The organism is Pseudomonas sp. 13159349 (assembly GCF_013305685.1).
In the GTDB taxonomy this organism is placed as follows: Bacteria; Pseudomonadota; Gammaproteobacteria; order Pseudomonadales; family Pseudomonadaceae; genus Aquipseudomonas; species Aquipseudomonas asiatica.
This window is the reverse complement of record NZ_CP045553.1, coordinates 1,207,855-1,228,446: the sequence shown is the minus strand read 5'-3', so window position 1 is coordinate 1,228,446 and position 20,592 is coordinate 1,207,855. Positions and strand designations below refer to the sequence as shown.

At 63.8% G+C, this 20,592-nt stretch carries 16 protein-coding genes; 7 read left to right on the top strand and 9 right to left on the bottom strand.

Going from position 1 to position 20,592, the window contains the following annotated elements:
* Positions 1 to 2: 2 nt before the first annotated feature.
* From GEV38_RS05725 to edd, 8 genes are all read right to left on the bottom strand, one after another.
* Positions 3 to 848: a carbohydrate ABC transporter permease gene (locus GEV38_RS05725; protein ID WP_003257967.1), complete on the bottom strand. Its 846-nt coding sequence runs from the start codon at positions 846 to 848 to the stop codon at positions 3 to 5.
* Complete coding sequence (locus GEV38_RS05720; RefSeq protein WP_013971125.1) at positions 841 to 1,749, bottom strand: carbohydrate ABC transporter permease; 909 nt, start codon at positions 1,747 to 1,749, stop codon at positions 841 to 843. The genes GEV38_RS05725 and GEV38_RS05720 overlap by 8 nt, the downstream gene beginning before the upstream one ends.
* Before the next feature lie 181 nt (positions 1,750 to 1,930).
* Entirely contained in the window at positions 1,931 to 3,217 is a 1,287-nt protein-coding gene (locus GEV38_RS05715; RefSeq protein ID WP_054573357.1) for an ABC transporter substrate-binding protein, read from the bottom strand.
* Positions 3,218 to 3,321: 104 nt separating this feature from the next.
* Complete coding sequence (locus GEV38_RS05710) at positions 3,322 to 4,572, bottom strand: AGE family epimerase/isomerase (protein ID WP_015269096.1); 1,251 nt, start codon at positions 4,570 to 4,572, stop codon at positions 3,322 to 3,324.
* 240 nt (positions 4,573 to 4,812) lie between these two features.
* Positions 4,813 to 6,267 carry an ATP-binding protein gene (locus tag GEV38_RS05705; protein WP_054573358.1) on the bottom strand — a complete coding sequence of 485 codons (1,455 nt, stop codon included), beginning with the start codon at positions 6,265 to 6,267 and terminating at the stop codon, positions 4,813 to 4,815.
* Positions 6,248 to 6,973: a two-component system response regulator GltR gene (gltR, locus tag GEV38_RS05700; RefSeq protein ID WP_054573359.1), complete on the bottom strand. Its 726-nt coding sequence runs from the start codon at positions 6,971 to 6,973 to the stop codon at positions 6,248 to 6,250. Before gltR ends, GEV38_RS05705 begins: the two co-directional genes overlap by 20 nt.
* Positions 6,974 to 7,141: 168 nt before the next feature.
* Positions 7,142 to 8,104: a glucokinase gene (locus GEV38_RS05695; protein ID WP_054573360.1), complete on the bottom strand. Its 963-nt coding sequence runs from the start codon at positions 8,102 to 8,104 to the stop codon at positions 7,142 to 7,144.
* Entirely contained in the window at positions 8,101 to 9,927 is a 1,827-nt protein-coding gene (gene edd / locus GEV38_RS05690; RefSeq protein WP_054573361.1) for a phosphogluconate dehydratase, read from the bottom strand. The genes GEV38_RS05695 and edd overlap by 4 nt, the downstream gene beginning before the upstream one ends.
* Before the next feature lie 265 nt (positions 9,928 to 10,192).
* Here edd and gap point away from each other — a divergent pair, with 265 nt between their 5' ends.
* From gap to GEV38_RS05660, 6 genes are all read left to right on the top strand, one after another.
* Positions 10,193 to 11,194, top strand: a complete 1,002-nt coding sequence (gap, locus tag GEV38_RS05685; protein WP_015269092.1) for a type I glyceraldehyde-3-phosphate dehydrogenase — start codon at positions 10,193 to 10,195, stop codon at positions 11,192 to 11,194.
* Positions 11,195 to 11,439: 245 nt separating this feature from the next.
* Positions 11,440 to 11,952: an RNA polymerase sigma factor gene (locus tag GEV38_RS05680; protein WP_015269091.1), complete on the top strand. Its 513-nt coding sequence runs from the start codon at positions 11,440 to 11,442 to the stop codon at positions 11,950 to 11,952.
* 71 nt (positions 11,953 to 12,023) lie between these two features.
* Positions 12,024 to 12,986, top strand: a complete 963-nt coding sequence (locus GEV38_RS05675; protein WP_054573362.1) for a FecR domain-containing protein — start codon at positions 12,024 to 12,026, stop codon at positions 12,984 to 12,986.
* Positions 12,987 to 13,448: 462 nt separating this feature from the next.
* Complete coding sequence (locus tag GEV38_RS05670) at positions 13,449 to 16,052, top strand: TonB-dependent receptor (RefSeq protein WP_054571882.1); 2,604 nt, start codon at positions 13,449 to 13,451, stop codon at positions 16,050 to 16,052.
* A 202-nt stretch (positions 16,053 to 16,254) separates the two neighbouring features.
* On the top strand, positions 16,255 to 16,848 hold the full coding sequence (locus GEV38_RS05665; protein WP_015269088.1) for a biliverdin-producing heme oxygenase: 594 nt from the start codon (positions 16,255 to 16,257) through the stop codon (positions 16,846 to 16,848).
* Positions 16,849 to 16,904: 56 nt separating this feature from the next.
* Positions 16,905 to 17,321: a YbaN family protein gene (locus GEV38_RS05660; protein WP_013971115.1), complete on the top strand. Its 417-nt coding sequence runs from the start codon at positions 16,905 to 16,907 to the stop codon at positions 17,319 to 17,321.
* On the opposite strand, the gene arcD (GEV38_RS05655) is transcribed toward GEV38_RS05660, so the two are convergent.
* Entirely contained in the window at positions 17,301 to 18,728 is a 1,428-nt protein-coding gene (arcD, locus tag GEV38_RS05655; RefSeq protein ID WP_013971114.1) for an arginine-ornithine antiporter, read from the bottom strand. The genes GEV38_RS05660 and arcD (GEV38_RS05655) overlap by 21 nt on opposite strands.
* 435 nt (positions 18,729 to 19,163) lie before the next feature.
* Between arcD (GEV38_RS05655) and arcD (GEV38_RS05650) the strand changes: the two genes are divergently transcribed.
* Positions 19,164 to 20,591, top strand: coding sequence for an arginine-ornithine antiporter (gene arcD, locus GEV38_RS05650; RefSeq protein WP_015269087.1), 1,428 nt, complete (start codon positions 19,164 to 19,166; stop codon positions 20,589 to 20,591).
* Position 20,592: the final 1 nt, after the last annotated feature.

The following is a 20,592-nucleotide window of genomic DNA, read 5'->3' as shown; positions in this document are numbered from 1 at the left end:
ACTTACCCCTTTACCGCGCCAGCAGTCAGCCCGCGGACGAAATATTTGCCTGCCACCACGTAGACCAGCAGGGTTGGCAGGCCGGCGATCATCGCCGCCGCCATGTCGACGTTGTATTCCTTGGCCCCGGTGCTGGTATTGACCAGGTTGTTCAGGGCCACGGTAATCGGTTGCGAATCGCCGCTGGAGAACACCACCCCGAACAGGAAGTCGTTCCAGATCTGGGTGAACTGCCAGATCAGGCAGACCATGATGATCGGCGTGGACATCGGCAGGATGATGCGGCGGAAGATGGTGAAGAACCCGGCACCGTCCAGACGCGCGGCCTTGACCAGCGCATCGGGGATGCTTACGTAGAAGTTGCGGAAGAACAGCGTGGTGAAGGCCAGGCCGTAGACCACGTGCACCAGCACCAGGCCGGTCGTGGTGCTGGCCAGGCCGAGCTTGCCGAGGGTGAACGAGGCCGGCAGCAGTACGGTCTGGAACGGCAGGAAGCAGCCGAACAGCAGCAGGCCGAAGAACAGCTGTGAACCGCGGAAGCGCCACATCGACAGCACATAGCCGTTCAGCGCGCCGATGGCGGTGGAGATCAGCACCGCTGGCACGGTGATCATGATCGAATTCCAGAAGTAACCGCTGACCGTGCTCCAGGCCTTGACCCAACCGATGCCGGTAAATACTGCCGGCCAGCTCAGCAGGTTGCCGGTGCTGATGTCTTCCGGGGTCTTGAAGCTGGTCAGCAGCATCACCACCAACGGTACCAGGTACAGCAGCACCGCCAGCAACAGCACCGCGTGGATGGCGATGCGGCTCGGGCTCAGCACCGCTTTGTCGAGAGGGCTATGCATGGCGTTTGCTCCGCAGCTCCGAGTACAGGTAAGGCACGAGGATCGCCAGGATCGCCCCGAGCATCAGGATGGCGCTGGCCGAGCCCATGCCCATCTGGCCGCGGCTGAAGGTGAACGAATACATGAACATCGCCGGCAGGTCGGACGAGTAGCCTGGGCCGCCGGCAGTCATCGCCGCCACCAGGTCGAAGCTCTTGATGGCAATGTGCGCGAGGATCATCAGCGAGCTGAAAAACACCGGGCGCAGGCTGGGCAGTACCACGCGCCAGTAGATGCGCGGCAGGCTGGCGCCGTCGATCTGCGCGGCACGGATGATCGACGGGTCGACGCCACGCAGGCCGGCAAGGAACATTGCCATGATGAAACCCGAGGCCTGCCACACGGCGGCGATCACCAGGCAGTACACCACCCGGTCGGGATCAATCAGCCAGTCCAGTCGAAAGCCCTCCCAGCCCCAGTCACGCAGCAGCTTGTCCAGGCCCATGCCGGGGTTGAGCAGCCACTTCCAGGCGGTACCGGTGACGATCATCGACAGCGCCATGGGGTACAGGTAGATGGTGCGGATGAAACCTTCGCGACGGATGCGCTGGTCCAGCAAGACCGCCAGCACTACGCCGATGACCAGGCTGATGGCGATGAACAGGCCGCCGAACAGCAGCAGGTTCTTGCTTGCCACCCACCAGCGGTCGTTGTCGAACAGCCGGGCGTATTGCGCCAGGCCGGCCCATTTGTAGGTCGGCAGGAAGGTCGAGGTGGTGAAGGACAGAACGAAGGTCCAGAGGATGTAGCCGTAGAAGCCCACCAGGATGATGAACATGCTAGGCGCCAGCACCAGCTTGGGCAGCCAGCGCTGTAGCGCGTCCAGGGGTGAGGCCCGCAGTTGGGCGGTTGCTGTGGTCATGGTTCACCTCAAAGGCGCCGCACTCCCCTGTAGGAGCGGCCTTGTGTCGCGATGGGCTGCGCAGCAGCCCCAAAGGACTCAAGGTCGATTACCTACCTTAAAGATCGAGTGCGCAGGTTATGGGGCTGCTGCGCAGCCCATCGCGACACAAGGCCGCTCCTACAACGGAATCGCGTCAGCTTTACTGGGCAGACTTGATCGCCGCCGCCAGCTTCTTCGCCGCATCGGCCGGGTCGGCCTTGGGGTCGTTGATGTAGTTGGTCACCACATCGAAGAACGCGCCCTGCACGGCCAGCGTGGTGGCCATGTTGTGCGCCATGCTCGGCTGCAGGCCGCCATTTTTGGCATCGGCCAGGAAGTCCTTGGCAGAGGTCTGCGCGCAGGCGTCGAAGCCATACTTGCCCATGTCGGCCAGCATGTCGTTGCGCACCGGGATCGAGCCCTTGTTGCTGCTGAAGACCTTCTGGAAGTCCTCACCCAGCACCTTGCGGGCAATGTCCTGCTGGCCGGCAGACGTGCCGGCGTCGTTCTGCTTGAACACCACCAGCGAGTCGATGTTGTATAGGAAGGCCTTTTCGGTGCCGGGGAACGGCACGCACTGGTAGTCCTTGCCGGCGGTCTTCTTCGCCAGGGTCCATTCGCTCTTGGCCCAGTCGCCCATGATCTGCATGCCGGCCTTGCCGTTGATGACCTTGGCCGCTTCCAGGTTCCAGTCCTGGCCTTTGCCATCCGGGTCCATGTAGGTGGCGACCTTTTTCAGTTCGGTCAGCGCCTTGACCATCTCCGGGCCGGTCAGGGCCGCGCTGTCGAGGTCGACCAGGGCCTTCTTGTAGCCATCGGCCCCCATCACCGCCAGCACCACGCTTTCGAACACGGTGCTGTCCTGCCACGGCTGGCCGCCATGGGCGAGCGGGATGAAGCCGGCGGCCTTGAGCTTGTCGGCGGCGGCATAGAATTCGTCGAGGGTGGCTGGCGCCTTGTCGATCCCGGCCTTCTTGAAGACGTCGGGATTGATCCACAGCCAGTTGATGCGGTGGATGTTCACCGGGACGGCGACATAGTCACCGTCGTACTTGACGGTGTCCGCGACTTTCTTGTCGAGCAGTGAGTCCCACTTTTCTTCCTTGGCCACATCCTTGAGCACATCGGCGTCGAGCAGGCCGGTGGCAGCCCAGTCCTGGATGTCCGGGCCCTTGATCTGCGCGACACCCGGCGGGTTGCCGGCCACGGCGCGGCTCTTGAGCACGGTCATGGCGGTGGCACCACCACCACCGGCGACGGCGCCGTCCTTCCAGGTGAAGCCATCCTTTTCAACCTGGGCCTTGAGCACATCGACCGCCGCTTTTTCACCACCGGAGGTCCACCAGTGCACGACCTCGACACTGCCTTTGGCATCGGCAGCCAAGGCACTCAGCGGGAACAAGGAGGCCAGTGAGATTGCGGCAGCGAGACGGAGCGTGGAATTCATCGAAGCACCTTTCTTGTTGTTATGCCGTGCAAGTCGATCGCTTGCGTTGCATGAAGTCTAAACAGCGTGCTCGCCTCGCCAGGTAACGAAGCGATGCGCGAATGTCATCGTTTGGTTACATTGCCGGCCAGGCTGCTGGCCAGGCTGGGTGCCAGTGGCAAGCCCGGCAGCAGCAGCGCCTGGTAGGCATGGTAGAGGTCGGGTTTGCCTGGCCAGATGGTCGCAGCGGGCTGGTTGTGTGCATCGAGCTCGTGGTGCCAGCTGCCAGCGCCATGGTCGATGAAATGGTTGGCGATGAAGTCCCAGCAACGGCGGTACCACTGTTCGTAGTGCGCCTCGCCCGTGCGCAGCAACAGGGCCGCGGCGGCGGCGCAGGCTTCGGCATGCACCCAGTGCAGGCGTGCGCGCACCACCGGGCGATCGGCCCAGTCCAGGGTGTAGACGAAACCAGGTGTGCCATCGACGCTCCAGGCCTGCCGGCAGGCTGTGTCGAATAATGCGCGGGCGCAGTCTGGCAGCCACTGCGGGGCTTGCAGGCCGGACCGTTCCAGGCTGGCCTCCAGGTGCAGCAGCAACCGCGCCCACTCCAGGGCATGCCCGGGCGTGGAGCCATAAGGCCGGAAGTGGTCTGCCGGGTGCGCCTGGTTGTAGTGCGGCAGCGGCTGCCAGAGGGCGTCGAAATGCTCGATGACCCGGTAGCCGTTGGCGGCGGCATGGGTATGGATGATGCGTTCGGCGATGCGCAAGGCGCGTTGCAGCCACAGGTTGTCGCCAGTTACGTCTGCCAGGGCCAGGAAGGCCTCGACCGCATGCATGTTGCTGTTGGCGCCACGGTACTGCTCGGGCAACTGCCAGGCGCGGGAGAAGGCTTCCCGCAGGGCACCCTCCTCTTCGCTCCAGAAATGCGCTTCGAGCACCTGCACCGCGTCTGCCAGCAGGGCTGGTGCACCACCAGCACCTGCCATCACAGCCGAGCAGGCGGCCAGGGCGACAAAGGCATGCAGGTAAGCCGCCTTGCCGCTGTCGTCATGGCCACCGGGGTGGGCGAACCAGCCGCCGTAGGTGGCATCCTGCAGCGCACCACGCAGGGCGGCCACACCGTGTTCGGCATAGGCCAGGTAGCCGGGCACCCCCTGCAGGTGGGCCAGGGCAAAGCAGTGGGTCATGCGGGTGGTGATCAGGGTTTCGGCGCGGGCACCGGGGGCAAGCAGGCCTGCGGCGTCGAGGCTACCGAAGCCATCGGGCAGTTTCGAAGCCGTGGCGAAGGCCAGCAGGCGTTGCCCTTCTGCCATGCGCCAGGCGTTGTGGGCCGGGGCATCGAGCCAGCGGGTGGAAGCCAGGTTGGAGGTGCTCATGGGCCAGCTTGATCCTTGCCAGTCGTCTGCGAATTCTAGTGAGCGGGCCTGGATGGGAATGTCACCAAGGAGGGTGGATTTGTCACCAGTCAGTGACATTTGTGTTGCCTGTGCCGGCCTCTTCGTGGGTAAACCCGCTCCTACAGGTTTTTGCGTTAGCCTCGGAGTCTGCATGGACCTGTGAGGTCTTTGTGGGAGCGGGTTTACCCGCGAAGGGGCCGGTAGAGGCAATACAACCCTTCAGTCCATGCCCCGCGGCAGATACAAGGTCACCCGCAACCCGCCCTCACGCAGGTTCAGCAAGCTCACCTCCCCGCCATGGCTATGGGCAATGTTGCGCGCAATCCCCAACCCCAGCCCGTACCCCTGTTGCTGCCCGGCCAGACGGAAGTGCGGCTCGAACACCTGCTCCAGCTGCTGCTGCGGCACCCCCGGCCCCTGGTCATCCACCTGCAGGACAAAACCCTCGGCATTGTCGATGATGCGCAACCGTGCCCGCTCGCCGTACTTGATGGCATTGTCGATCAGGTTGCCGATGCAGCGCCGCAACGCCAGCGGCTTGCCCGGGTACGGCGCCAGCGCCCGGCCTTCGAGCGTTATGCGGCCATCGCCCAGGTAAGGCTCGGCCAGGATTTCCAGCACCTGGTTGAGGTCGACCGGCTCGATGTTCTCGTGGATGTCGGTGTCCTTCACGCACTGCAACGCGCCTTTGACCAGCAGTTCCAGCTCGTCCAGATCCTGGCTGAACTTGGCCTGCAGGCGCTCGTCCTCCAGCAGCTCGACGCGCAGGCGCAAGCGGGTGATCGGCGTGCGCAGGTCGTGGGAAATGGCACTGAACAGCTGGCTGCGCTCGGTCAGGTATCGGCTGATGCGCTCGCGCATGCTGTTGAACGCACGCCCCACCTCGACCACCTCGCTGCCACCGCCTTCGGCCACCGGCGCCACATCGGCGCCCAGCGACATTTCCCGTGCAGCCCGCGCCAGGCGCTTGAGCGGCCAGCTTTGCCAGTGCACCAGCAAGCCGATGAACAACAGCAGCAAGGCCGTGGTCAACACGATGAAGCCGATCTGCTGACGCGGCAGGCGCTCGGCCTCCAGGCTGGTGTAGGGCTCGGGCAGCAGCGAGGCGATGTACAGCCACTCACCCTCGCCCAGGCGGATCTGGGTTACCAGCACCGGCGGGTTGAGTGGCTCCAGGGTCAGCGAGTAATGCGCCCAGGAGCGTGGCAGTTCGTCGAGCTTCAGGCCGCTGTTGAAGATACGCAGGTCGTCCGGCCCGACGAACTCCACGGAAATTTCCATCTGCGAACCCAGGCGCTCATGCAGCACTTGCTGGAACACATCGATAACCGCCTGCTTGCGCGGGGTAACGGGCAGTAGCGGCATGTCCAGCGGCTTGGCGTTGAGCGACACGAAAAAGCGCGTGCCGCCCATGCTGCGCAGCTGGTCGAGGACCATCGGCCGGTAGGCCACCGGCAACGAACGGAAGTAGCTGACACTGGCACTCATCGAATGAGCCAGGCTGCTGGCGCTGGCACGCAGGCCCTGCAACTGGCTGGCGCGCAATTGGGCAACCCAGATGATGCTCGACAACCCCTGGGCCAGCAGCACTACCAGCAGGGTCAGCAGCAGCATGCGCCCCAGTAGCGAGCGCGGCAGCAGTCGCCAGCGCCGCTCAGGGCGCACTGCAGACATGGGCAGCCAACAGGTAGCCGCTGCCGCGTACGGTGCGGATCAGCCTGGGTGGTTTGTCGGTATCGCGCAGGCGCTGGCGCAGGCGGCTGACCGCCATGTCGACGATGCGGTCCAGTGGCATCGGCTCGCGACCACGGGTGGCGTTGCCGATGGTGTCGCGGTCGAGGATCTGCTGTGGGTGGTCGAGGAACAGCTTGAGCAGGGCGAAGTCGGCGCCGGAGAGAATCACTTCCTCACCGTCGCGATGGAACAGGCGGTGGCTGACCGTGTCCAGGCGCCAGTCGTCGAAGGCCAGCACCGCACTGCCCGGCGCCGCCTGGCCGAACTCGGCGCGGCGCAGCAGAGCCTTGATCCGCGCTTGCAGTTCGCGGGGGCTGAATGGCTTGCCCAGGTAGTCGTCGGCGCCCAGCTCCAGGCCGATGACCCGGTCGGTTTCGTCGGAGCTGGCGGTGAGCATGATGATCGGTACCCGTGCCTGTCGCGGGTGCTGGCGTACCCAGCGGCACAAGCTGAAGCCGTCTTCGTCGGGCAGCATGACATCGAGGATGACCAGGTCGCAGGGGGTGGTTTCCAGCGCGCGGCGAAAGCCCTTGCCGTCGGCTTCGGCATGCACCTGGAAGCCGGAGCGGCTCAGGTAGGTTTGCAGCAGTTCGCGGATTTCCTGGTCGTCGTCGACCATCAGGATCGATTTGCCGGCAGTGCTCAAGGTGGTCCTTCCTCTTGTTGATTGCAGGTCTTTTTGCCTGCTGTCGGGTGTTGCTTTCTGGGGCTGCCTTGCAGCCCATCGCGACACAAGGCCGCTCCTACAGAATGGCGCGGCCCCGTGTAGGAGCGGCCTTGTGTCGCGATGGGCCGCACAGCGGCCCCCTGCTACCTATCGGTTATCCAGCGCCTGCTGCAAAGCCACCCCGGCCCCCAGCAACCCGGAAAACTCCGCCGTCACCAGCCAAACCGGCACGCCAGCGAAATAGCCACTCATGCAGCCCTTGTCGGAAAAACTCGCGGCAAACCCGCTGCGCACGAACAGCTCGGCAAAGCGCGGGATCACGCCGCCGACAATATAGACCCCACCCCGTGCGCCCAGCGTCAGAACATTGTTACCAGCGACTCGGCCGAGGAACCGGCAGAACTGCTCGATCACCGCCAGCGCCCGCGGCTCGCCGCCGAGCGCGGCATCGGTGATCTGTGCCGGGGTCTTGTGTCGGGGTGTGTCGCCGTCCAGCGAGCAAATTGCCTGGTACAGGCGCAGCAGGCCACCGCCACTGAGCACGGTCTCGGCGCTGACATGGCCGATCTGCCCGTGAATCTGTTGGTGAATCGCCGCTTCGCGGGCATTGCCCACCGGCAGGTCGACGTGCCCGCCCTCTCCCGGCAAGGCATGCCAGTGCTGTTCGCCCAGGCGCAATAGCGCGCCAACGCCCAGCCCGGTACCCGGGCCAATGACCAATGCCGGCCGAGACAGGTCCGCCTGGCCTGGGCACACTTCGCGGAACTCGCCGGGGCGCAGGCGGGTCATGCCCAGCGCCATGGCGGTAAAATCGTTGATCAGCAGCAGCCGCTCGACCTGCAATGTCTGGCAGAAGGCCACGCGGCTGAGGCGCCAGTGGTTGTTGGTGAAGCGGAACTCATCGCCATCGACCGGACCGGCCACCGCCAGGCAGGCAGCAGTCACGCCGCCGCGGGGAATGCCCAAGCCTTCAAGGTAAGCCTCGATGGCCTGTTCCGGGCTGGTGTAGTCCTCGGTGGCAAAGACCTTCACTTCATGCAGCTGGTTGTCACGCCACAACGCAAAACGGGCATTGGTGCCGCCGATGTCGCCAACCAGCAGGTCCTTCATTTGAGGTTCTCCAGGGCCGAGGTAAACGCACTGGCGCCCTGCTCTGCCGGGCTGAACGCCATGCGCATGAAGCCGAACAGCTCGCGGCCGCAGCCCAGGTCGTTGCCCTGTGGCGCTGGCGGCAGGTCGCGGCTGGCCAGTTCTTCGGCCGACACCATTACCCGCAGCGTGCCTTCGACACCATCGACCCGCACAATATCACCATCGCGCACCCGTGCCAGCGGGCCGCCGTCATAAGCCTCGGGGCAAACGTGAATGGCCGCCGGGATCTTGCCCGAGGCACCGGACATGCGACCGTCGGTGACCAGTGCCACCTTGAAGCCACGGTCCTGCAGCACACCGAGGAACGGTGTGAGCTTGTGCAGCTCCGGCATGCCGTTGCAGCGCGGGCCCTGGAAGCGCACCACGGCGACGAAGTCACGCTCCAGCTCGCCGGCCTTGAACGCATCGGCCAGCGACTGCTGGTCGTGGAACACCCGCGCCGGGGCCTCGACCACCTGGTGCTCGGGGGCAACAGCGGACACCTTCATCACGCCGCGGCCGAGGTTGCCCTCCATCACCCGCAGCCCGCCTTCGGCCGAGAACGGCCGCGCCACCGGGCGCAGGATGCTTTCGTCCAGGCTGTGCTGCGGCCCTTCGCGCCACACCAGCCTGCCGTTGTCGAGGAACGGCTCCTGGGTGTAGCGGCGCAGGCCATGGCCGGCCACGGTGTTGACATCTTCGTGCAGCAGCCCGGCATCGAGCAGCTCGCGGATCAGGAAGGCCATGCCGCCAGCGGCCTGGAAGTGGTTGATGTCGGCCTTGCCGTTGGGGTAGACGTGGGACAGGGTCGGTACCACCTCGGACAGGTCAGCCATGTCCTGCCAGGTCAGCTGGATACCCGCAGCCTGGGCAATCGCCGGGATGTGCAGGGTATGGTTGGTCGAGCCGCCGGTGGCATGCAGGGCGACGATGGAGTTGACCAACGCCTTCTCGTCGACGATTTCACCCAGCGGCATGAAGCTGCCGCTGGCCTTGGTCATGCGCGTGACCTGCTGCGCGGCCTCGGCGGTGAGCGCGTCGCGCAGCGGTGTGTACGGGTTGACGAACGAGGCGCCCGGCAGGTGCAGGCCCATCACCTCCATCACCAACTGGTTGGTATTGGCAGTGCCGTAGAAGGTGCAGGTGCCAGGACTGTGGTAGGACTTCATCTCCGACTCCAGCAGCTCTTCGCGGCTGGCCTTGCCTTCGGCGTAGCGCTGGCGCACATCGGCCTTCTGCTTGTTGGAAATGCCGGAGACCATCGGCCCGCCCGGAACGAAGATGGTCGGCAGGTGGCCGAAGCGCAGCGCCCCCATCATCAGGCCGGGAACGATCTTGTCGCAGATGCCCAGCATCAGCGCGGCATCGAACATGTTGTGCGACAGGGCCACGGCAGTGGACATGGCGATCACTTCGCGGCTGGCGATGGCCAGCTCCATGCCCGGCTCGCCCTGAGTCACGCCATCGCACATGGCTGGCACGCCACCGGCGAACTGGCCGACCGAGCCGACTTCACGCAAGGCCTGCTTGATCTGCTCGGGGAAGTGCTGATACGGCTGGTGCGCCGAAAGCATGTCGTTGTAGGCCGAGACAATGGCCACGTTGGCCGCGTTCATCAGGCGCAGGGTCTGCTTGTCGTCGCTGCCGCAACCGGCCACGCCATGGGCGAAGTTGGCGCACTGCAGGCTGGCACGCATGGGGCCGTCACTGGCCGCGCCGCGAATCAGTTGCAGGTAGCGTTCGCGGGTGGCACGGCTACGTTCGACCAGCCGCTGGGTGACCTCAAGGATGCGCGGATGCATGTACTGGACTCCAGGCTAATTGTAAGGGCGGTTTGCCGGGCATTTCCCCTCCAAACGATTGCGGCCTAGGCTCAAGGTAGAGGAGCCCGCTGCATCGGTGGAGGCACGTCGCCCAACCACTCGTTGTATGTTTAAACAAAATACTGCCACTAAAAAGGCTTGTTTTCTATCGGCAGGTGAATAATCTTGTAATTCCAACAACAAAACCGTTTCAGTGAAGCTCCTTTGTGCCACAGCTTTCACTCGGACTGCCAGAGGTACTGCCATGACCCTACGCATCGCCATCAATGGATTCGGCCGCATCGGGCGCAACGTCCTGCGCGCACTGTATACCCAAGGCTACCGCCAGGACCTGCAGGTCGTCGCCATCAACGACCTGGGCGACAGCGCCATGAATGCCCACCTGCTCAAGTACGACAGCGTGCACGGCACCTTCGACGCCAGCGTCGAGGCCGACCACGAAAGCCTCACGGTCAACGGTGACCGTATCGCGGTCAGTGCCATCCGCAACCCGGCCGAACTGCCCTGGAAGGCCGAGGCGATCGACGTGGTGTTCGAATGCACCGGGCTGTTCACCGAGCGTGCCAAGGCCGCCGCCCACCTGGCTGCGGGGGCTGGCAAGGTGATTGTCTCGGCACCGGCCAAAGGCGCCGATGCCACCGTGGTGTACGGGGTCAACCATGACATCCTGCGGGCCTCGCACCAGATCATCTCCAATGCCTCCTGCACTACCAACTGCCTGGCACCGATTGCCCAGGTGCTGCACCGCGAGTTCGGCATCGACCAGGGCCTGATGACTACCATCCATGCCTATACCAACGATCAGGTGCTGACCGATGTGTACCACGGCGACCCGTACCGTGCGCGCTCGGCGACCCAGTCGATGATCCCGAGCAAGACCGGCGCTGCCGAGGCCGTGGGCCTGGTGCTGCCGGAGCTGGCCGGCAAGCTGACCGGCATGGCGGTACGGGTGCCGGTGATCAACGTGTCGCTGGTGGACCTCACGGTCAATCTCAAGCGCGAGGCCACGGCCGAACAGGTCAACCAGCTGTTCCTCGAGGCCAGCAAGCATTCCAGGGTATTGGGCTACAACGCCTTGCCGCTGGTTTCCTGCGATTTCAACCACAACCCGCTGTCGTCGATCTTCGATGCCAACCATACCCGGGCCAACGGGCGCATGCTCAAGGTGCTGGCCTGGTATGACAACGAGTGGGGGTTCTCCAACCGCATGCTGGATAACTGCCTGGCGTTGTGCCGCGCCCGCTGAGCTTCGGCACGCTCCCTGTAGGAGCGGCCTTGTGTCGCGATGGGCTGCGCAGCAGCCCCCTGCAATCTGTGCCAAGGCCAAAATGCTGGGACTGCTGCGCAGCCCATCGCGACACAAGGCCGCTCCTACACGGGACCGCGCAAGGCTGGGACTCACAATCTTTACCTTTTCCTAACATTTCCAGGCTTGACCTTCGAGGTGGATGATAAGCATTATCATTAACCTTTCGTCGGCCAGGTCCCCCAGTGAGTCAGTCCCGGTTCAACTCTGTCTTCCTCGTCCAGCGCCTTACCCTGCTGCGCACCCTGCAGCGCATGGTGGGCAACCCCAATACGGCCGAGGACCTGTTGCAGGAAACCTACCTGCGGGTGTCCCGCGCGCTCGGTGAGCGGCCCATCGAACACATCGAGCCGTTCGTGTTCCAGACCGCGCGCAACCTGGCCCTCGACCACCTGCGCGCACGCCGGGTGCAATCGCGCATGCTGGTCGACGACGTGCCCGACGAGGTCCTGCACAGCGTGGCCGCACCGGCCACCAGCAGCGAGGATGCGGCCCATGCCGAGCAGTTGCTCAGGCACCTGAGCATCAGCCTCAACCAGTTGAGCGAACGCCAGCAGCGCATCTTCATCCTCAGCCGCCTGCATGGCGCCACCTACCTGGAAATCGCCGAACAACTGAATGTTTCGCCCAGCACGGTACAGAAGGAACTGAAACTGATCATGGCGATCTGCATGGGTGTCGCCGACCGCCTCAAGTGAGGCAACGCAAAGCCCTTGCCACACCCCGCCTCAGCCTTGATCATTCGCAAAAAACCATTCAAGGATTCACCGTGACCGACAGCCCTGCCCCTCGCCCGTCACCCGCCGGGCCCAGCGCCCGTGCTCGTGCCATGGACGAGGCGCTGGACTGGCTGGTGCGCCTGCAATGCGCCGATGCCGACGACACACAGGCCTTCGAAGCCTGGCTGAGCGCAGCGCCGGAAAATGCCGAGGCCTATGTGGAGGCAGAAGCCCTGTGGAACGGCGCGCCGCTGCACCAGGTGGCCGTGCAGATGCATCGGCAACAGCGCCGCTCGTGGCGCGGGCGCCTGCGCAGCCACTGGAAACCCCTGGCCACGGCAGCGCTGCTGCTGGTCGGGCTGTTCACCCTCGGCAACCTGCCCATGCGCCTGCAGGCCGACCACCTGACAGTGGTGGGAGAACGCCAGCGCCTGCAGCTGGAAGATGGGGCGAAAGTGCTGCTCAACACCAATTCGGCATTTGCCAGCGAGCAGCGTGATGGTCGCCAGGTCGCCCGCCTATTGCAGGGTGAGGCCTATTTTCAGGTCCCCGAGGGCGCGCTGCTACCACTGGAAGTGCAGGCCGGGCCGTTGCGCGCGCAGGTGCGCGACACCGACTTTGCCGTGCGCTACCTCGACGGCGAGGCACAGGTGCGGGTGCAGCGCGGCGATGTCGACCTGCAGGGGGCCCGCGACCAGCGCATCCGCCTGAGCGCCGGCGACAGCATCAGCGTCGGCCCCAAGGGGTTCGGCCAGCGCCAGCGCCCCGACATGCACAAGGACCTGGCCTGGGTCGACGGCCGCCTGGTGTTCGAGAACTGCCCGCTGAGCCAGGTGCTGGCCGAGGTGCAGCGCTACTACCCGGGCTGGATCATCAACCGCAATGCGCAGCTGGAAGACATGGCGGTCACCGGCAACTACCGCCTCGACCAGCCGCTGGAAACCCTGCGTGCACTGGCCCACATCACCGCGGCACAGCTGCATGAGTACCCGGCGCTGGTTATCCTGAACTGATCTTTTGCCTGTCTCGGCCTCATCGCCGGCAAGCCAGCTCCCACCCCGACCGCATTGGCCTCAAGCAATGCGATGTCCCTGTGGGAGATTACCCAGCCCTTTTGGGCTGCGCGTCGCGCAGAGAACAAATATCGCTCGTCTGACGCGGCCTTTGTAGGAGCAGCCTTGTGCTGCGAAGAGGCCGGTACAAGCAACAGACAGGCTTTGTCAGTACCGGCCTCTTCGCAGCACAAGGCTGCTCCTACAGAACCTCGCCGAACCAATGAGTCATGTGTTGTTCTATGAGAGCTGGCTTGCCGGCGATGAGGCCCGTGCAGGCAGCACATGATCATGGTCCCCTGAATTTATTTTTACGCAGTCACGCTACCCCGCCCGTCTCGTTATAGCCAATGCAACTGATTCTCGTTTGAAAACGAGGACAGCCATCACCTATAACAGTCCGCGCGTCAGGGAGCGCTTCCGATGTCCACAGGTCCTACCCGCCCCTCCACCCTTCCTCGCCATGGAGGGCAACTGTCCCTCCTGAGCCTTTCCCTACTGAACCTGGCCCTGCTCGCCAGTGGCGCCATCAGCCTGCCGGCGCTGGCCGCCGAGCCGGCACAGGCCAGCAGCCCGCGCATGGGCGACTACCGCTTCAGCATCGGCCAGCAGCCGCTGGTTACGGCCATCAATGCTTTCAGCCAGGTCACCGGCTGGCAGGTCGGCTTCAGCGCCGAACTGGCCGACGGCGTGGCATCGCCAGGGGTGCAGGGTTCGCTACCACCGGAAGCCGCGCTCAAGCGCCTGCTGCACGGCACCGGCCTGGGCTTTCGCAAGATCAGCAACGGCAATGTGGTGCTCGAACGCCAGGCCAGCGCCAATGTGATTGCCCTGCAGCAGGTGACAGTCAGCGCCACCCGCAGCGCCCAGGACGTCAGCCAGGTGCCGAGCACCGTCAGCGTGCAGACCCGCGAGCAACTGGACCGGCAGAACGTGAACAACATCCAGGACCTGGTGCGCTACGAACCGGGTGTGTCGGTAGCCGGCACCGGCCAGCGCAGCGGCCTGAACGGCTACAACATCCGTGGTATCGATGGCGAGCGCATCCTCACCCAGGTGGACGGCGTGTCGATCCCCGACAGTTTCTTCTTCGGCCCCTACGCCCAGACCCAGCGCAACTACGTTGACCCGGAGATCGTCAAGCGTGTGGAAATCCTCCGCGGCCCGGCCTCGGTGCTGTATGGCAGCAACGCCATCGGCGGGGCGGTGAGCTACTTCACCCTAGACCCGGACGACATCATCAAGCCTGGCAAGGACGCCGGTGCCCGCCTGAAGACCGGCTACAGCTCGGCCGACGAAAGCTGGCTGACCTCCGCCACCGTCGCCGGCCGCCAGGGCGACTTCGACGGCCTGTTGCACCTGAGCCAGCGCAACGGTCACGAAACCGAGACCCACGGCGGCCACAGCGGTGACGGCCTGGCGCGTACCGAAGCCAACCCGATGGACGTGCGCACCACAAACGTGCTGGCCAAGCTGGGCTGGAACTACGCCGACGAAGCGCGCCTGGGCTTCACCTACGAGCGCTACAAGGATGACCGCGACCAGAACATCCTCAGTGCGGTGGGCGGGCCTTTCATTCCTGGCTTTGGTGCCTCGGGGTACTACAAGGCGCGCAATGGCAACGACACCATCACCCGCGAACGCTTTGGCATCAATCATGAGTTCGGCCTGGATTCGCTGGTCGCCGACCATGTGAAGTGGAGCCTGAACTACCAGATCGCCAAGACCGACCAGCACACCGAGGAAGTCTACGCACCGCCTGGCCGTCAGGTACTGCGTACCCGAGACACCCTGTACAAGGACCGCCAGTGGGTATTCGACGCCCAGCTGGACAAGGCCTTCAGCCTCGGCGCCACCGACCACCTGTTGACGTACGGCACCACCCTCAAGCACGAGAAGGTCACCGGTTCCCGCAGCGGCACCGGTACCTGCCTGGCCGTTGGTTCAGGCTGTTCTGCCGCTGGCGCCGAGCGCCCGGCAGACGGCCAGGCCCTGGTCAGCGACTTCCCGGACCCGACGGTGAACACCTACAGCCTGTTCGTGCAGGATGAAATCCGCTGGAACAACTGGACCTTCATGCCTGGTGCCCGTTACGACTACACGCGCATGGAGCCCAGGTTCACCGAGGAATTCCTGCGTGGCCTGGAGTCCAGCGGCACCGCACCAACCTCCCAGGACGACTCGGACAAGAAGTGGCACCGCGTCTCGCCCAAGTTCGGCCTGACCTACGCCTTCAACGACAACTACACCTGGTATGGCCAGTACGCCGAAGGTTTCCGCACCCCGACCGCCAAATCCATGTACGGGAAGTTTGAGAACATCGAGCAAGGCTACCGCGTCGAAGGCAACCCGGGGCTCGAACCCGAAAAGAGCAAAAGCTATGAAACCGGCCTGCGTGGCAACTTCGACGCCGGTAATTTCGACGTGGCGGTGTTCTACAACAAGTACCGCGACTTCATCGACGAAGATGCCGTACAAAGCGCCAACCTGGAGCAGACCTTCAAGGCCAACAACATCAAGCACGCCACCATCAAGGGTACCGAGGTCAAGGGCCGCCTGAACCTGGACCACTTCGGTGCGCCGCAGGGCCTGTATACCCAGGGCTCGATCGCCTACACCTATGGCCGAAACGATGACACCGGCGAGCCACTGAACAGCGTCAACCCGCTCAAGGGCGTGTTCGGCCTGGGTTACGAACAACAACACTACGGCGGCCTGCTGAGCTGGACATTGGTCAAGCGCAAGACCCGCGTCGGCGACAGCACCTTCTACTCGCCCGACGGCTCGAGCTCCAAGTTCCGCACCCCGGGCTACGGGGTGCTGGACCTGACCGGTTACTACAAGGTCACCGACGACGTGACCATCAACGCCGGCCTGTACAACCTCACCGACAAGAAGTACTGGCAGTGGGATTCGGTACGCAGCTACGACGGCCAGGGTGAAGCGGCCGTGACTCAGCCGGCCAACATCGACCGCCTGACCATGCCGGGGCGCAACTTCGGCATCAATGTGGTTTGGGATATCTGACCCCTTGCGTCTGTACCGGCCTATTCGCGGGCTCGCCCGCTCCCACAGATACTGCGCAAGCCTTGGGCCTGCGATGGACCTGTGGGAGCGGGCAAGCCCGCGAAGAGGCCAGTACAGGCAACACGAAAACCCGATTTTTTTACTGTCCCAGCCCCGCTGTTTCGTCTTGTCTCTAGACGCCCCCTTTTCCAAGGACTGCCCCATGACCGACCGCCCAGCCCTGCGCTCCCAGCGCCTCAACCAGATCACCCACGCCCCCCACGCCGAACTGGATGCCCTGGTCAAAGCCCACGCGCCCTTCGACAGCCGCGAAAGCTTCGCCCGCTTCGTGGTCGCCCAGTACCTGTTCCAGGCCGAGCTGCAGGCCCTGTACAACGACCCGCAACTGATCGCCATCATCCCCGACCTGGCCGAGCGCTGCCGTGCCGAACAGGCCCGCCTGGACCTCGCCGACCTCGACACCGAAGTACCGCCAGCCGTACCGGGGGCCCTGCGCAACCCGAGCCTGGGCGAGGCAATGGGCTGGATCTTCGTCTCCGAAGGCTCCAAACTGGGCGCTGCGTTTCTGATCAAGCGTGCCGTGGCCCTGGAACTGTCCGAAACTTTCGGTGCCCGACACCTGGGCGAACCGGCCGGTGGCCGTGCCGAAGGCTGGAAACAGTTCACCCGCATTCTTGATGGCCTGGCCCTGTCGGCCGAAGAGGAAGCCGCTGCCGAACGCGGCGCAGTTGCTGCCTTCGAGCGCTTCACCAAGCTGCTCAAGCATGCCTATGCTGCAGATGCCGCGCTGGTTTGACACGCCATACCCCGGCCACCCTACCGGTGGCCGAACCGCTTCCATGCAGTGAGACCATGACCCGACCCGCCCGTTCGAAACTCGCCCGCCTGCTGTATGCGACCTTGGCTTACGTGAGCCTGGGCGTGGGCCTGGTCGCGATCGTCATTCCCGGCCTGCCGACCACCGAATTCATCCTGCTGGCTGCCTGGGCGGCCACACGCAGTTCGCCGCGCCTGTCTGCCTGGCTGGAAAACCACCGGTTGTTCGGGCCGATCCTGCACAACTGGCGCAATGGCAAGGTGATCCAGCGCCGGGCCAAGGTCAGCGCGACCCTCAGCATGCTGCTGTGCGCGGGCCTGATGCTGACGTTCCTGGAACACCGCTGGCCGGTGTTCCTGGCCATTGCCGGCATGACCCTGGGCAACCTGTGGATCTGGTCCCGCCCCGAGCACGCCCCCTGCCCTGCCCCGTCACAAGCTCAGCAGCCCTGAGTACAGGGCATAGGCCGCCAGCGCGGCACCTGCCAGCACGGCAGCGAAAATCAGCTTTTCCCAAGTGGTGAACAAGGTTTTACCCTGCTCATGCTTGGCCCTGGCGAACAGGATCACGCCCGGCGCGTACAGCAGCGCCGACAGCAGCAGGTACTTCAGCCCGCCGGCGTACAACAGCCACACGGCATATACCAGGGCAACCAGCGCCACCAGCAGGTCCTTGCGGCGCAGGGCCGGCTGCTCGTCGTAGGTTTCTGCACGTACCGCCAGCAGCACGGCGTAGGCCGCCGACCACAGGTAGGGCACAAGAATCATCGACGAGGCCAGGTAGATCAGGCTGGTATAGGTACCGGCGGAAAACAGCGTGATCAGCAGGAAGCCCTGGATCATGCAGTTGGTCAGCCACAGGGCGTTGGCCGGTACATGGTTGGCGTTTTCCTTGGCCAGGAAACGCGGCATGGTCTTGTCCCGCGCCGTGGCGTAGAGGATCTCGGCACACAGCAACGCCCACGACAGCAGCGCGCCAAGCAGCGAAACCGCCAGGCCGATACTGATCAGCAAGGCACCCCATGGCCCGACGATATGCTCCAGCACCGAAGCCAGTGACGGGTTCTGCAGCCCGGCCAGTTGCGGCTGGGTCATCACCCCCAGCGACAGCACGTTGACCAGCACCAGCAGCGCCAGCACTCCCAGGAAACCGATCACCGTGGCCTTGCCCACATCCGAGCGGCGCTGGGCGCGCCCGGAATACACGCTGGCGCCCTCGATACCGATGAACACGAACACGGTGACCAGCATCATGTTGCGCACCTGCTCCAGCACGCTGCCGAACTGCGGGTTGCTCAGGCCCCAGATGTCACGTGTGAAGATATCGGCGCGGAAGGCGAACGCCGCGATCACCACGAAAATCAGCAACGGTACCACCTTGGCCACGGTGGTCACCTGGTTGATGAACGCCGCTTCCTTGATGCCGCGCAGCACCAGGAAATGCACCGCCCACAGCAGCAGCGAGGCGCAACCGATGGCAATTGGCGTGTTGCCCTCGCCGAACACCGGGAAGTAGAAGCCCAGGGTGCTGAACAGCAGCACGAAGTAGCCGACGTTGCCCAGCCAGGCACTGATCCAGTAGCCCCAGGCCGAGGAAAAACCCATGTATTCGCCAAAGCCGGCCTTGGCGTAGGCGTACACTCCCGAGTCCAGCTCCGGCTTGCGGTTGGCCAGGGTCTGGAATACGAAAGCCAGGGCCAACATGCCGACTGCGGTGATACCCCAACCGATCAGCACAGCCCCCACATCGGCACGCGCCGCCATGTTCTGCGGCAACGAGAAGATCCCGCCTCCAATCATCGAGCCGACCACCAATGCGATCAGCGCGCCCAGGCGCAGCTTCTGTCCCGGTTCGCTCATGAGCCTTCCTTTTTTTGCGCACTGTCATGGGCTTGAAACAGCCATGCGGTCCATATAAGTGTTGCTACTTATAATGATCCTGACCAATGAAGCTATAGCACTAATAACTGCTTTGTCTATGCCAGCTTTTGAGTAAAACCTAGCAGCTCCGGAGCAACTAGAAAAGAATCCGATAAAACTCGAAATTCTTGTGAAAAATTTGCGAAAGCGGCAAAAACGGCTAGCGTCAAGCATCGCAGGCTGAACAGAGCGTTTGCTCTAGATGGACATGGAGGTGCCAGCATGCAAGGCCTGCGGCATAAGTTGTCGGCACTCTCCAGGAGCTTCGTGAAGGAATTTTCCTACTTCACGTCGCCATGAACTGACCCAAGTCAGCGAATGGCAGCGGCGTCGGATTTACTCTGTCGTCAACTTTCTCCTGGCAGGAGTTGTTAAATGTCTGATTCATCCGGAAAACTAAAGCTCGGCGCGTTAGTTGCACTTGTCGTCGGTTCGATGATTGGTGGCGGGATCTTCTCGCTGCCGCAAAACATGGCTGCCAGCGCAGGGGTTGGCGCTGTACTGATCGGCTGGGCGATCACCGCGGTCGGCATGCTGACCCTGGCGTTCGTGTTCCAGACCCTGGCCAACCGCAAGCCTGACCTGGATGGCGGGGTGTATGCCTACGCCAAGGCCGGTTTTGGCGACTACATGGGCTTCTCCTCGGCCTGGGGCTACTGGATCAGTGCCTGGCTGGGCAACGTCGGCTACTTCGTGCTGCTGTTCAGTACCCTGGGCTACTTCTTCCCGATCTTCGGCGAAGGCAACACCCCGGCCGCCATCATCGGCGCATCAGTGCTGCTGTGGGCCGTGCATTTCCTGGTGCTGCGCGGCATCAAGGAAGCAGCATTCATCAACCTGATCACCACCGTGGCCAAGGTGGTACCGCTGCTGCTGTTCGCCCTGATCTGCCTGTTCGCCTTCAAGCTCGACATCTTCACCGCCGACATCTGGGCGGTAGGTACGCCAGAGCTGGGCAGCGTGATGAACCAGGTGCGCAACATGATGCTGGTCACCGTGTGGGTGTTCATCGGCATCGAGGGTGCGAGCATCTTCTCGTCGCGGGCGGAAAAACGCTCTGACGTGGGCAAGGCCACGGTCATCGGCTTCGTCACCGTGCTGCTGTTCCTGGTGCTGGTCAACGTGCTGTCGCTGGGCATCATGACCCAACCAGAACTGGCCAAGCTGCAGAACCCGTCGATGGCTGCCGTACTGGAGCATGTGGTCGGCCACTGGGGCGCGGTACTGATCAGCGTCGGCCTGATCATCTCGCTGCTCGGGGCCCTGCTGTCGTGGGTGCTGCTGTGCGCCGAGATCATGTTCGCCGCCGCCAAGGACCATACCATGCCGGAGTTCCTGCGCCGCGAGAACGCCAACCAGGTACCGGCCAACGCCCTGTGGCTGACCAACGCCATGGTGCAGATCTTCCTGGTGATCACGCTGTTCTCCAGCAGTACCTACCTGTCGCTGATCTACCTGGCCACCTCGATGATCCTGGTGCCCTACCTGTGGTCGGCCGCCTATGCCTTCCTGCTGGCTCTGCGTAGCGAAACCTACGAGCAGGCCCTGGCCGAACGGCAGAAGGACCTGGTGATCGGTGGTATCGCCCTGTTGTACGCCGTCTGGCTGCTGTACGCCGGTGGCGTGAAATACCTGCTGCTCTCGGCCCTGCTCTACGCACCTGGCGCAATCCTGTTCGCCAAGGCCAAGCGTGAGGTTGGCCAACCTGTCTTCACCAACGTGGAAAAACTGATCTTCGCAGCCGTGGTCATCGGTGCCCTGGTGGCAGCCTTTGGCCTGTACGACGGCTTCCTGACCCTTTGAC

Excerpts from the sequence above, each read along its gene's own strand:
- GEV38_RS05725 (WP_003257967.1), bottom strand. The coding sequence starts at position 848 with ATGCATAGCCCTCTCGACAAAGCGGTGCTGAGCCCGAGCCGCATCGCC.
- GEV38_RS05720 (WP_013971125.1), bottom strand. The coding sequence starts at position 1,749 with ATGACCACAGCAACCGCCCAACTGCGGGCCTCACCCCTGGACGCGCTA.
- GEV38_RS05715 (WP_054573357.1), bottom strand. The coding sequence starts at position 3,217 with ATGAATTCCACGCTCCGTCTCGCTGCCGCAATCTCACTGGCCTCCTTG.
- GEV38_RS05710 (WP_015269096.1), bottom strand. The coding sequence starts at position 4,572 with ATGAGCACCTCCAACCTGGCTTCCACCCGCTGGCTCGATGCCCCGGCC.
- GEV38_RS05705 (WP_054573358.1), bottom strand. The coding sequence starts at position 6,267 with ATGTCTGCAGTGCGCCCTGAGCGGCGCTGGCGACTGCTGCCGCGCTCG.
- GEV38_RS05695 (WP_054573360.1), bottom strand. The coding sequence starts at position 8,104 with ATGAAGGACCTGCTGGTTGGCGACATCGGCGGCACCAATGCCCGTTTT.
- edd (WP_054573361.1), bottom strand. The coding sequence starts at position 9,927 with ATGCATCCGCGCATCCTTGAGGTCACCCAGCGGCTGGTCGAACGTAGC.
- gap (WP_015269092.1), top strand. The coding sequence starts at position 10,193 with ATGACCCTACGCATCGCCATCAATGGATTCGGCCGCATCGGGCGCAAC.
- GEV38_RS05670 (WP_054571882.1), top strand. The coding sequence starts at position 13,449 with ATGTCCACAGGTCCTACCCGCCCCTCCACCCTTCCTCGCCATGGAGGG.
- GEV38_RS05665 (WP_015269088.1), top strand. The coding sequence starts at position 16,255 with ATGACCGACCGCCCAGCCCTGCGCTCCCAGCGCCTCAACCAGATCACC.
- GEV38_RS05660 (WP_013971115.1), top strand. The coding sequence starts at position 16,905 with ATGACCCGACCCGCCCGTTCGAAACTCGCCCGCCTGCTGTATGCGACC.
- arcD (WP_013971114.1), bottom strand. The coding sequence starts at position 18,728 with ATGAGCGAACCGGGACAGAAGCTGCGCCTGGGCGCGCTGATCGCATTG.
- arcD (WP_015269087.1), top strand. The coding sequence starts at position 19,164 with ATGTCTGATTCATCCGGAAAACTAAAGCTCGGCGCGTTAGTTGCACTT.